Source organism: Thermomonas sp. HDW16 (genome assembly GCF_011302915.1).
Classification (GTDB): Bacteria; Pseudomonadota; Gammaproteobacteria; order Xanthomonadales; family Xanthomonadaceae; genus Thermomonas.
Genome location: NZ_CP049872.1, coordinates 1,467,617 through 1,479,959, shown reverse-complemented (window position 1 = coordinate 1,479,959; position 12,343 = coordinate 1,467,617). Strand labels below are relative to the sequence as shown.

The window sequence follows — 12,343 nt, the reverse complement described above, 5'->3', positions numbered from 1 at the left end:
CCGGTTCCCTTCAGGTCAGAACGCGTTGATGCCGGTCAGCTCACGGCCGATCACCAGCTGGTGCACGGTTTCCGTGCCTTCGTAGGTAATGACCGATTCCAGGTTCAGTGCGTGGCGGATCGCCGAATGTTCGGTGGTGATGCCGGCGCCGCCCAGCAGGTCGCGGCATTCGCGGGCGATGTCGATGGCCATGCGGCAGTTGTTCCACTTCGCCAGGCTGACCTGCTGCGGCTGCATGGTGCCGGCATCCTTCAGCCGACCCAGCTGCAGCGACAGCAGCTGCGCCAAGGTGATGCGGCGGGCCATCTCGGCCATCTTGATCTGCGCGCTCTGCGTCGCCGCCACCGGGCGACCGAACAGGATGCGTTCCTTGGTGTAGTCCACCGCTTCGGACAGGCAGGCCACAGCCGCGCCGATCGGACCCCAAGTGATGCCATAACGCGCCTGGGTCAGGCAGCCCAGCGGGCCCTTCAGGCCCTTCACGTTGGGCAGGCGGTTGGCGTCCGGCACGCGCACGTTGTCGAAGAACAACGCGCTGGTGACCGAGGCGCGCAGGCTCATCTTGTGCTTGATCAGCTGGGTGCTGAAGCCGGCCATGCCCTTCTCCAGCACGAAGCCCTGGATGCCGTCTTCGGTCTGCGCCCAGACGATGGCGATATCGGCCACGCTGCCGTTGGTGATCCACATCTTGGAGCCGTTGATCACCCAGTCGTCGCCATCACGGACGGCGCGGGTCTTCATGTTGGCCGGGTCGGAACCGCCATGCGGTTCGGTCAGACCGAAGCAGCCGATCACCTTGCCGGCGGCCATGTCCGGCAGCCAGCGCATGCGCTGTTCTTCGTTGCCGTAGGCGTAAATCGGATACATGCACAACGAGCTCTGCACGGACACGAAGCTGCGGATGCCGGAATCACCGCGCTCCAGTTCCTGGCAGATCAGGCCGTAGCTGACTGCATTGAGGCCAGCGCAGCCGTATTTTTCCGGCAGGGTGGAGCCCAGCAGGCCGAGTTCGGCGATTTCCGGCACCAGTTCCTTGGGGAAACGGCCTTCATCGAAGGCGTCGCCGATGATCGGCAGTACGCGCTCGTCGGTGAAGCGGGCCACGGTGTCCTGCACCGCGCGTTCTTCTTCGGTCAGCAGGGAACGGACGTCGTACAGATCGTAGGGATGCAGGGCCATGTCAGCGCGGTCGGTTTGGCAAACCGCCATTGTAATCGCGCAAGGCGCACATTCGGCACCTGCGATATGCGCAACAGAGCCCTTCGAAGTGCGCAGCCTTTGTCGGGAAGCCCTGCAATTCGCCGGCGGTAGCCACTCGGCAAAAAAGATGGCGGGACCGGATCACTCCGGCCCCGCCGTGGGGCATCACGCGGTTGGTACAGCCCGCGATCAACCGTTCGGGTTGCCTGCAGCCGAGGCCACTTGGGTCACCACCTGGCCGTCGATCACCGGCAGGCGCGCACCCGGCTGCTGGTCCATGCGCACGGTGTGGTTTTCTCCATCAAGACGATAGGTCACGTCATAGCCCACCGTCTTGCTGCCCTCACCCAGTGCGATGCGGCTGCCGGGCTTGGACTCGGTACGCATGCTGCCGGTGGTGCCGTCCGGATTGCGGTAGGTCACGTTCCAGGCGACGGTGCGCGAACTGGTGGATGTGTTGTTGACCGTGCGGCAGCGGCGATCGGTGCGATTCACCACCTGGCCGCCTACATGGCGACGATCCACGCGATTGCCGATATAGCCGCCGGCCACGGCGCCACCCACGGTCGCGAGCTTGCGTCCGTTGCCGCCGCCAACTTGATTGCCGACCAGGCCGCCGATCACCGCACCGGCCACGGTACCGCCGACGTTGCCGTCGCGTTCCGGCATGCGCTCGGCCACCACCACGTCTTCGCAAACCTGCTGCGGAGTGGAGGTGGTGCTGGATTCACGCACAGGATCGGTGCCGATCACCGTTGCATAGAGCTTTTCGCGTTCGACCACCGGTTCCACGCCGACGACATCGGCATAGTCCAGGCGGCCTGATGCCGGGATCGCGCCGTCCATCGGCAGTGGCTCGCCGTTGGCATCGGCAAAGTGCGCCCCGGCGACATCACTGGGTGCATTCGTGTTGCGCGCGTTGTCGCGGTTGTTGATGTAACCCGCGGTGGCCACGCCGCCAACCAGCAGCGCTGCGAGCGCGATGGCGAGTGTATTGTTCTTCATGTCGTGCTCCTGCAATGGACTGTGGATCCCCCCTGACGACACGGATTGCAGCATTTCGAAACTGAATCGTTCGGGAGTTTCACGGCATGCGAATGGAAGCGTTCACGTACGTGCACGCCATGTGCATGCTAGCGTTTGCGCTAGTCCACCCTCGATGCCGTTTGCCATGGCCAATCCCCTGCTCGCCCCGTTGCTCGGCTTCCTCGGCAAGCTGAGCTACCCGCGCCTGTTCATGCTCACGGCGGCGCTGTTCGCGGTGGACGTGGTGACCCCGGATCTGGTCCCGTTCGCGGACGAATTGCTGCTCGGGCTCGGCACCCTGCTGCTGGCGAACTGGAAGAAGCGCAAGGAACCTGCGGCATCGGGCAAGCCGCCCATCGACGGCGAAGCCAACCGGCGCTGACCTGCGTTCGTCGCATGCGACTTGTCGATAGCCACAGCCATTTCGATGCGCCCGGGTTCGATGCGGATCGCAACGCCGCATTGGCGCGTGCGCGCGCTGCCGGCGTCGATGTCCAGGTCGTCCCCGCCGTCGACGCCGCCGGCTGGCCGAAGCTGAAAGCCGTCTGCGCGGAATCTCCCGGCTTGCATCCCGCTTACGGCCTGCACCCGATGTACCTGGCCGAACACAGGCCGGAGCACCTGCGCGAGCTGCGCGACTGGATCGAGCGCGAGCAGCCGACGGCGGTCGGCGAATGCGGACTGGATCATTTCGTCGAAGGACTGGATGCCGATGCGCAGCAGTTCTACTTCGATGCGCAACTTCAACTCGCCCGCGAATTCGACTTGCCGGTGATCGTGCACGCGCGGCGCGCGGTGGATGCGGTGATCGCCTCGATCCGCAAGATCGGCGGCTTGCGCGGCGTGGTGCACAGCTTTTCCGGCAGCGCCGAGCAAGCCACGCAGCTGTACAAACTCGGTTTCCTGCTCGGCATCGGTGGCCCGGTGACGTACGACCGGGCAAACCGGCTGCGTGGCATCGTCGCAACGATGCCACTGGGGCAATTGCTGCTTGAAACCGATGCCCCCGATCAACCCGACAGTGGCCATCGTGGTGAACGCAACGAGCCTGCGTACCTGACCAAGGTGCTTGAAGTTGTTGCAGAGTTGCGCGGCGCGTCACCAGAGGACGTAGCCGCGGCCACTACCGCGAATGCGGAACGCTTGTTCGGACTATCCATATCGTGATGCGCCGCAAGAATCAGGCCCGCTTCGGCTTGAGCAACATCTCCAGCACCTTGCCTACCGCCGCGAATGCGAACGCGCCGGTCACATGCGTGGCCGCACCCAGGCCCGCGCCACAGTCCAGTTTCAACGCATCGTCCTTGCCCAGCTGCGGACGCACGCCGCACACGCTGCCATCAGCCTGCGGATAGCGCACGTTCTCCAGCGAATACACCGCCGGCACGCCGAAGTAGCGATCGTGGTTCTTCGGAAAATTGAACTCGCCGCGCAGCTTCTTGCGGATCAGCGAGAGCATCGCATCGTGCTCCGTGCGCGACAGGTCGCGCACGCGGATCTGGGTCACGTCGCTGCGCCCGCCAGCGGAACCGACGGTAACGATGGGCTGCTTGCGGCGGCGGCAATAAGCGATCGCTTCCACCTTGGTGCGGAAGCTGTCGCAGGCGTCCAGCACCATGTCGCCCGGCGCATCCAGCAACTCACCCATGTTCGAGGGCGTCAGGAACTGCTGCTTCAGGTCGAGCTCGATGGCGGGATTGATCGCGCGGCAGCGTTCCGCCATCGCCTCGACCTTGGCCCGCCCGTACTGGCCTTCCAACGCCGGCAACTGGCGGTTGGTATTCGACACGCACAGATCGTCGGCATCGACCAGGGTCAACTTGCCGATGCCGCTGCGCGCCAGCGCTTCCACCGCCCAGGAGCCCACCCCACCGATGCCGACCACCGTGACGTGACTGGCGGCGAAGCGCGTCAATGCACCGCTGCCATACAACCGATCAATGCCGCCAAAACGTTCGCGTAGCGCCTTGTCCATATATGCAAGTTTACTGGTCGGACTGCGTGTTATCGTCTCATCAGCCTTCCAGCCATGTCAGGTGCCGCATGTCCAACGTCGACCCGAACCGTCGCCCATCCAACTTCGGCCGCTACCTGTTCCTGCTCATCCTTGGCCTGGTGCTTGGCGCGGTGGCAACCGTGATGGCGCTGCGTGCGATCCAGGCGCGCAAGGATCACTTCCCAGAATCGCTGATGCATGTGCAGCAATGGCACATGGGGCAGTTGAAGACCGACATGGAACAGCATCACTGCAATGCCACCGATGTGCTGCCGCACCTGCAGGCACTGCGCATGACCTCCAATGATCTTGAAGCCGCCTTCCCCGACCTGCGCGACGACCAGCGCTTCACCACCGCTAGTACCGCCATGCGTGCGGCAATGGACAAGTCCGTGTCCAATCCGCCGTTGACCTGCGAAGGCCTGGGCGCGACGATCAAGGAGATCGGCGAGACCTGCAAGGGCTGCCATCAGGACTTCCGCAACTGACCAGCGCGGGACTTGCCTGGATCGATCCCCGAGCATGGTGAAAGGCCGCAATTGCGGCCTTTTTCCTTGTTCGGTCATGGATTGCTGCGCTGCAAAATGCGTGTGAACTATTTCACGATTAATGTCGGTCATCCGCTCGCGCGGACTTGCCGCTCCAGTACATCAATCGGGGAATTGAATGAAAGCCACGCTTGTCCGTGCCCTCGCTGGCACCACCTTGCTTGCCGGCGCCATTGCCGCCGCTACCGCCGCTGCGCCGATCACCCGCAACAACCCATTGCGCGTCAGCATGTACGCCACCGGCAACGGCGGCATCGAAGTCGTCCTGACCAATACCAGCAACAAGATCGCGCGCGTGCCGAAGTACCAGCTGCCGCTGGGCGAACTGCAGGCCAAGCTGTTCAACGTGAACCGCGATGGTGCGCAGGTGGCCTACGAAGGCCCGATGATCAAGCGCGGCCTGCCTTCCGCCTCCGACTTCGCGATCCTGCGCCCAGGCCAGAGCTATCGCAGCGTGATCCAGCTGGCCGACAGCTACGACATGCGCAAGAGCGGCACGTACACCATCAACCTAGCCTCTTCCATGCAGTTCGCCTCGATGTCCGACGGCAGCATGCTGAAAACCACGCGCGGCGCACCGTTGACCTTGGGCAGTGCGCCGCTGCGCATGTATGCCACGGGCAAACTGCCCAACCCGACCAAGGGCAAGGGCAAGCCGGGCGGCGGCACCGGCGGCACCAGTATCAACGGCGTCGCCACCGTGGGTTGTTCGGCTACCCAGATCACCGGCATCGGCAGTGCGATCAACGCTGCGCGCAGCTATACGGAAAACGCGAAGGGCTACCTCGCCGGCAACAACCAGGGCCCGCGCTACACCACCTGGTTCGGCGCCTACACCTCCAGCCGCTACAACACCGCCAACCAGCACTTCGCATCGATTGACAGCGCGATGGATCAGACCGGCGACAAGGTCAAGATCAACTGCGGCTGCAACCAGAGCTACTACGCCTACGTCTATCCGACCAAGCCGTACGAGATCTTCGTCTGCCGCGCATTCTGGAGCGCGTCGACCACCGGTACCGACTCCAAGGCCGGCACCCTGGTTCACGAGATGAGCCACTTCAACGTGGTGGCCGGCACCGATGACGTGGTCTATGGCCAGGCTGGCGCCAAGAACCTGGCGATCACCGACCCGAACGGCGCGCTGAACAACGCCGACAGCCATGAGTACTTCGCCGAGAACACGCCCTCCCAGAACTGAACGGACACATTCCAACGCAACACCAGACGGCCCGCTTCGCGGGCCGTCTGTTTTTTCGGGATCCATCCCAGCTATGTGAACCATCAATGAGCCGGAACGGCGGCGAAGCCGCTGTGTCATGCCCCAGTTCATCCGCTGCTACCTATGGTCTGGATGTCGAGGGCAGTTGCCCCGGCCTCCCCCCAAGGCAACCCAAGGACTCCACATGACGATTCGCGCGAACAACCTGCGTTTGCTTGGCATCGCGGCGCTGGCCGCTGCATTGGCCATGGGCACCGGCTGTGCCAGCACCAATCCCGGCTATTCCAATGGCGGCTCGTACGGAGGTGGTGCCAGCGCGAACTGCTATGACTGCGGCACCGTGACCCGCATCGAGACCGGCGTGGGCAGTCGTGCGCCGAATGCCACCGGCGCCGTCGTCGGCGGTCTGATCGGCGCAGCCGCGGCACGCGAAGTCGCCAAAGATCGTACCGACAGCGAAGGTCGCCAGAACACCGCCACCGTGGCAGGTGCCGCGGCAGGAGCGGTCATCGGTAACGCCATCCAGAATCGCGCCGGTACTGGCTACAACATCTACGTCCGGCTCAACAGCGGACAGGAAGTAGTGGCCATGCAGGACGACCTGGGCCCGATCCGCGTGGGCTCCTCGGTGCGCGTGGTCAACGGGCGCGCTTACCAGCGTTGAGCCCGGCAACCCTTTCCTTTCTACGTGAACGGCCCGCATCGCGGGCCGTTTTTTCGCCTGCAGCTAGGTCAGAATGCGGGCTCGCATCGGGGCAGGCGCACATGGATCCGAAGACGCTCTACTACCTGATCGCTACGGCGATGATCCTAATCGGTCTGGTCGGCACCGTGCTGCCAGCCCTACCCGGCCTTCCGTTGGTGTTCGTGGGCATGCTGGTCGCGGCTTGGAGCGACGGTTTCAACCACGTGCCGATCTGGGTACTGGTGTTGCTGGGCTTGCTTACCCTGCTGTCGCTGGCGATCGATTTCTGGGCCACCGCATTGGGCGCCAAGCGGGTTGGTGCCAGCCGCAAGGCGGTCGTCGGGGCGATGCTCGGCACGCTCGGCGGCGTGTTCCTCGGTCCGGTCGGCGTGGTGCTCGGTCCCTTCGTCGGCGCATTGACCGGCGAATTGCTGCATCGACGCAGCCTGGACAAGGCACACCTGGGGGATGCCGCCAAGATCGGGGTCGGCACCTGGCTAGGCATCCTGCTCGGCGTGGCGCTGAAGCTCGGGCTGGCGTTCACGATGCTGGGCCTGTTTGCATTGGCGTGGTGGCTGTGAGCGCCTACGGCACTCGCCAAGCCTGCCGTCAGTCCCCGTAGATCAGCCAGCGCCGCGCTTCGGTTTCGTTGGAGAACGTGCGCACCGCCATCCCGCGTTCGAGGCACATGGTTTCGCCCAGCTCGCTACCCTGGATGTCGTCGCGTAATTCGACGAAGGCGGTACGGACATCGCCCACCGCAGCCGTGCTGGCGTCCACCACCCGCTCGATCTCCGCGTGGTCCACGCTCGACAGCAGATCCTCGAGCACCAGCAGGCGGCGCGCCGACACCGCGCGGCATTCCTCGCCTAGCATGTGCCACATCACGCACGACACTTCCAACGAATCGGTGCCGTCGAACACATAGGCGCGCAGGTAATCCGGCTCGTCATCGAAACAGATGCGGAAGCCAGGCCCGTTGACGACCCGGGTATTGGTCATGTGATGACCACCGGGATCTTGCCGAGCATTCCGCTGGAAATCCGCGCCTGCCACTCACGCGGGCCAGTCTGGTGCACGGATTCACCGGTCGAATCCACCGCCACGGTCACCGGCATGTCCTTGACCGTGAATTCGTAGATCGCCTCCATGCCGAGGTCGGCGAAACCGACCACCTTGGCCGCCTTGATCGCCTTCGACACCAGGTAGGCCGCGCCACCGACCGCCATCAGATAGGCAGACTGGTGCTGCTTGATGGCTTCGATCGCGACCGGGCCGCGTTCGGCCTTGCCGACCATGCCCATCAGGCCCGTCTGCGCCAGCACCTGTTCGGTGAACTTGTCCATGCGGGTGGCCGTGGTCGGGCCGGCGGGGCCGACGACTTCATCGCGCACCGGATCGACCGGGCCCACGTAGTAGATGAACTTGCCGCGCAGATCGACCGGCAATTCTTCGCCGCGATTGAGCATTCCCACCATGCGCTTGTGCGCAGCGTCGCGGCCGGTCAGCAGCTTGCCGTTGAGCAACAGCACTTCACCCGGCTTCCAGCTGGCCACGTCTTCCTTGGTGACCGTATCAAGATCAACCCGGCGCGCGTTCTGCGGGTTGTAGGTCAGCTGCGGCCAGTCTTCCAGCGACGGCGGCTCCAACATCACCGGGCCGCTGCCGTCGAGGGTGAAATGCGCGTGGCGGGTCGCCGCGCAGTTCGGGATCATCGCCACCGGCAGGTTGGCCGCGTGAGTCGGGTAATCCTTGACCTTGATGTCGAGCACCGTGGTCAGGCCACCCAGGCCCTGTGCGCCGATGCCCAGCGCGTTGACCTTTTCGTACAACTCGAGCCGCAGCTCTTCCGCGCGATTGGAAGCGCCGCGCTGCTGCAGCTCGGTGATGTCGATGGCTTCCATCAGCGATTCCTTCGCCAACAGCATCGCCTTCTCGGCGGTACCGCCGATGCCGATGCCGAGCATGCCCGGCGGGCACCAGCCGGCGCCCATCGTGGGCACGGTCTTCAGCACCCAGTCGACGATGGAATCGGACGGATTGAGCATCGCGAACTTGGACTTGGCTTCCGAACCGCCACCCTTGGCGGCGACGATCACGTCCACCGTGTTGCCGGGCACGATCTTCACGTTGACCACGCCCGGCGTGTTGTCCTTGGTGTTGGTGCGCTTGCCCGCCGGATCGGCCAGCACGCTGGCGCGCAGCTTGTTGTCCGGGTGGTTGTAGGCGCGACGTACGCCTTCGTGGACCATGTCCTCGACGCCCATGGTGGCGTCGTCCCAGCGCACGTCCATGCCGATCTCGAGGAACACGGTCACGATGCCGGTGTCCTGGCAGATCGGCCGGTGGCCTTCGGCGCACATCCGCGAATTGATCAGGATCTGCGCGATGGCGTCCTTCGCCGCCGGCGATGCCTCGCGCTCGTAGGCGGCGGACAAGCTCTTGATGTAGTCGACCGGGTGGTAGTAGCTGATGTATTGCAGGCCATCGGCGATGGACTGGATCAGGTCTTCCTGCTTGATCGAAACGGCGTTGCGGTCGGTCATGGCGATACGCGGGGCGGAAACGGCTATTTTACGACCTTGCCGCATTCACCTGTACCGCACGCACTGTTCCGCAGACTGAGCCGATGCCCCCACCCCTGCCTACAGCCCAACTCAACCTGCGCCAGCGCTTCAGCGCGATGCGCAATATCCCGCCGTTCCTGCGCGAGATCTGGGGCACCAGCAAGCCGCTGACCATTGCCGCCATCGGCATTCGTCTGATCCGCGCCTTCCTGCCGATCATCACCCTGTACATCGGCAAGCTGATCATCGACGAGGCCGTGCGCCTGATCGGCCTGGGCGTGGCACATGAACTGCAGGCCGCCTGGCGGTCCGGCGCACTCAACCACCTGATCGCCCTGCTCGGCATCGAATTCGCGCTGGCGATCGGCTCCGACCTGCTGGGCCGGCTGGTGAGTTACGTGGATTCGGTGCTGTCGGAGAAATTCACCAACGCCACCAGCATCCGCCTGATGGAACACGCGGCCACGCTGGACCTGGAGGATTTCGAGGACGCCGACCTGCAGGACAAGCTGGATCGCGCACGCCGGCAAACGATGGGCCGGATGAGCCTGATGGGCCAGTTGTTCGGCCAGGCACAGGACGTGATCACCGTGATCAGCTTCGCCGCCGGCCTGCTGGCCTATGCGCCGTGGCTGATGGTACTGCTGGCCGTCGCGCTGATCCCAGCCTTCGTCGGCGAATCGCACTTCAACGCATTGAACTATTCGTTGAATTTCCAGTGGACGCCGGAGCGCCGCCAGCTGGAATACCTGCGACAGATGGGCGCCAGCGTGGAGACCGCGAAAGAGGTCAAGATCTTCAACCTCAATCGCTTCTTCATCGAACGCTTCCGCACGCTGTCGCAGAAGTTCTTCGAGGCCAACCGCAAGCTGGCCGGACGGCGCGCGTTCTGGGGCACCCTGCTCGCCGCGCTGGGCACGCTGGGCTATTACGTGGCCTATGCCTACATCGCCTGGCGCACCGTGCGCGGCGATTTCACCATCGGCGATTTGACCTTCCTCGCCGGCAGTTTCCGCCGCCTGCGGCAATTGCTGGAAAGCCTGCTGACCGGGTTCTCGCAGGTGGCGAGCCAAGCCTTGTATCTGGACGACCTGTATTCGTTCTTCGAGGTGAAGCCTGAAATCGCCTCGAAGCCGGATGCATTGCCGATACCCAACCCGATCCGCAGCGGCTTCGTGTTCGACAACGTCGGCTTCCGCTATGAAGGTGCGGAACGCTGGGCGCTGCGTGGACTGAGCTTCGAGTTGCACGCCGGTGAAGTTCTGGCGCTGGTCGGCGAGAACGGTGCTGGCAAGACCACCCTGGTGAAGTTGCTGGCGCGGCTGTACGACCCGGACGAGGGCCGCATCCTGCTCGATGGCCGCGACCTCAAGGATTACGACCTTGACGACCTGCGCGCGAATATCGGGGTGATCTTCCAGGACTTCGTGCGCTACCACCTGACCGCGGCGGAGAACATCGGCGTGGGCCAGATCGATGCGATGGACGACCGCGAGCGTGTCGAACGCGCCGCACGCAAGGGCATGGCGGAGGAAGTCGTCGCCTCGCTGCCGAGGGGCTACGACCAGGTCATCGGCCGTCGCTTCAAGGATGGCGTGGATCTGTCCGGCGGGCAGTGGCAGAAAATCGCGATTGCGCGGGCTTACATGCGCAATGCGCAGGTGATGATCCTGGACGAACCCACCGCCGCGCTGGATGCGCGCAGCGAATTCGAGGTATTCGAACGCTTCAAGGAACTGTCCGACAACAAGACTGCGGTGCTGATCAGCCACCGTTTCAGCAGCGTGCGCATGGCCGACCGCATCCTGGTGCTGGCCGATGGCAAGGTCGAGGCCAGCGGCACGCATGCCCAGCTGATGGCACAAGGCGGACGCTACGCCGAACTGTTCGAATTGCAGGCGGCCGGTTACCGCTGAGGAGATCGATATGCGCCACACTTCCACGCTCGTGTTTTGCATCGCCCTGCCGTTCGCGCTGAGTGCATGCGCGCAACCTGCGCAATCGCCCAACGCCAAGCCGGCCGCGCAAACGCAAGCCACTGAAACCGGCGAAATGCGCATCGAGGCCATCGTGTCAGACCTTGAACATCCGTGGTCGCTCGCGCTGCTGCCGGAAGGCGGCTTCCTGGTCACCGAGCGCCCCGGCCGGCTGCGCCGCATCGCCGCCGACGGCACGCTGTCCGCGCCCATCGCCGGCGTGCCGAAGGTGTTCGCACAAGGCCAGGGCGGCTTGCTCGATGTGGTACTCGATCCGGATTACGCCAACAACAAGCGCATCTGGTTGAGCTTCGCCGAACCCGGCGATGGCGACACCGCAGGAACCGCCGTCGCCACCGCCACGCTTGCTGCCTCCGCGCTGAGCGACGTGCAGGTGATCTACCGGCAACTGCCGAAGCTGGAAGGCGGCAACCATTTCGGTTCGCGCATCGCCTTCGATGGCAAGGGGCACGTGTTCATCAGCCAGGGCGAGCGCAACCAACGCCCGCTGGCGCAGGACCTGGAAGTGCTGCAGGGCAAGCTGGTACGCCTCAACATCGATGGCTCCCAGCCCGCCGATAACCCCTTCGCCAGCGGCGTTGGCGTACGCAAGGCGATCTGGAGCTATGGCCATCGCAACATGCAGGGCATGGCAGTGGATCCACGCACCGGCACCCTGTGGCAGAGCGAGCACGGCCCGCGCGGTGGCGACGAGATCAACCTGCCGCAGGCCGGCAAGAACTACGGATGGCCCGTCATCACCAACGGCATCAACTACTCCGGCCTGAAGATTCCCGAGGCGGTAGGCGAAACCAAGCCGGGCATGGAAGCGCCCTACCACGTGTGGGAGAAGTCGCCCGGCCTGTCCGGCATGGACTTCTACACCGGCCACACCGGCAGCGCCTGGAACAACAGCCTGTTCCTGGGCGCACTGGCCGATCGCAACCTGATCCGGCTCACGCTGGACGGCGATCGCATCGTGTCCGAGGAACGCCTGCTCAATGATCTCGGCAAGCGCATCCGCGATGTGCGGGTCGGCGCCGACGGCAATGTCTACGTACTCACCGACGAGGACGACGGCCAGCTGCTGCGGCTGGTGCCGCCCGCCACCTCGAAATAGGTC

General features: G+C 64.4%; 13 protein-coding genes. 8 read left to right on the top strand and 5 right to left on the bottom strand.

What is annotated here, in order from left to right; genetic code table 11:
• Positions 1-15: 15 nt before the first annotated feature.
• The gene (locus tag G7079_RS06855; protein WP_166056598.1) at positions 16-1,179 is read right to left on the bottom strand and encodes an acyl-CoA dehydrogenase family protein; all 1,164 of its coding nucleotides are present in this window, start codon (positions 1,177-1,179) and stop codon (positions 16-18) included.
• Between the two features lie 210 nt (positions 1,180-1,389).
• Positions 1,390-2,205 carry a glycine zipper 2TM domain-containing protein gene (locus tag G7079_RS06850; protein WP_166056597.1) on the bottom strand — a complete coding sequence of 272 codons (816 nt, stop codon included), beginning with the start codon at positions 2,203-2,205 and terminating at the stop codon, positions 1,390-1,392.
• Between the two features lie 166 nt (positions 2,206-2,371).
• Between G7079_RS06850 and G7079_RS06845 the strand changes: the two genes are divergently transcribed.
• Positions 2,372-2,608: a DUF6116 family protein gene (locus G7079_RS06845; protein WP_166056596.1), complete on the top strand. Its 237-nt coding sequence runs from the start codon at positions 2,372-2,374 to the stop codon at positions 2,606-2,608.
• A gap of 14 nt (positions 2,609-2,622) precedes the next feature.
• Positions 2,623-3,393, top strand: a complete 771-nt coding sequence (locus tag G7079_RS06840) for a TatD family hydrolase (RefSeq protein ID WP_166056595.1) — start codon at positions 2,623-2,625, stop codon at positions 3,391-3,393.
• Positions 3,394-3,406: 13 nt separating this feature from the next.
• On the opposite strand, the gene G7079_RS06835 is transcribed toward G7079_RS06840, so the two are convergent.
• Positions 3,407-4,201 carry a tRNA threonylcarbamoyladenosine dehydratase gene (locus G7079_RS06835; protein WP_166056594.1) on the bottom strand — a complete coding sequence of 265 codons (795 nt, stop codon included), beginning with the start codon at positions 4,199-4,201 and terminating at the stop codon, positions 3,407-3,409.
• Between the two features lie 68 nt (positions 4,202-4,269).
• Between G7079_RS06835 and G7079_RS06830 the strand changes: the two genes are divergently transcribed.
• The 4 genes from G7079_RS06830 (at position 4,270) to G7079_RS06815 (ending at position 7,258) form a co-directional block, all read left to right on the top strand.
• Positions 4,270-4,710, top strand: coding sequence for a cytochrome c (locus G7079_RS06830; RefSeq protein WP_166056593.1), 441 nt, complete (start codon positions 4,270-4,272; stop codon positions 4,708-4,710).
• A 178-nt stretch (positions 4,711-4,888) separates the two neighbouring features.
• Positions 4,889-5,971, top strand: a complete 1,083-nt coding sequence (locus tag G7079_RS06825) for a M35 family metallo-endopeptidase (protein WP_166056592.1) — start codon at positions 4,889-4,891, stop codon at positions 5,969-5,971.
• 205 nt (positions 5,972-6,176) lie between these two features.
• Positions 6,177-6,656, top strand: a complete 480-nt coding sequence (locus G7079_RS06820; RefSeq protein ID WP_166056591.1) for a glycine zipper 2TM domain-containing protein — start codon at positions 6,177-6,179, stop codon at positions 6,654-6,656.
• A 101-nt stretch (positions 6,657-6,757) separates the two neighbouring features.
• On the top strand, positions 6,758-7,258 hold the full coding sequence (locus tag G7079_RS06815) for a DUF456 domain-containing protein (RefSeq protein WP_166056590.1): 501 nt from the start codon (positions 6,758-6,760) through the stop codon (positions 7,256-7,258).
• Between the two features lie 28 nt (positions 7,259-7,286).
• Here the strand turns inward: G7079_RS06815 and G7079_RS06810 are convergent, their stop codons facing one another.
• Positions 7,287-7,679, bottom strand: coding sequence for a hypothetical protein (locus tag G7079_RS06810; RefSeq protein ID WP_166056589.1), 393 nt, complete (start codon positions 7,677-7,679; stop codon positions 7,287-7,289).
• Positions 7,676-9,223 carry a fumarate hydratase gene (locus G7079_RS06805; RefSeq protein WP_166056588.1) on the bottom strand — a complete coding sequence of 516 codons (1,548 nt, stop codon included), beginning with the start codon at positions 9,221-9,223 and terminating at the stop codon, positions 7,676-7,678. Before G7079_RS06805 ends, G7079_RS06810 begins: the two co-directional genes overlap by 4 nt.
• Before the next feature lie 83 nt (positions 9,224-9,306).
• On the opposite strand from G7079_RS06805, the gene G7079_RS06800 reads away from it, so the two are divergent.
• Together G7079_RS06800 and G7079_RS06795 are read left to right on the top strand one after the other, a co-directional pair.
• Complete coding sequence (locus G7079_RS06800) at positions 9,307-11,160, top strand: ABC transporter ATP-binding protein (RefSeq protein ID WP_166056586.1); 1,854 nt, start codon at positions 9,307-9,309, stop codon at positions 11,158-11,160.
• A 10-nt stretch (positions 11,161-11,170) separates the two neighbouring features.
• Positions 11,171-12,340 carry a PQQ-dependent sugar dehydrogenase gene (locus tag G7079_RS06795; RefSeq protein ID WP_166056585.1) on the top strand — a complete coding sequence of 390 codons (1,170 nt, stop codon included), beginning with the start codon at positions 11,171-11,173 and terminating at the stop codon, positions 12,338-12,340.
• The last annotated feature ends 3 nt before the right edge of the window (positions 12,341-12,343 follow it).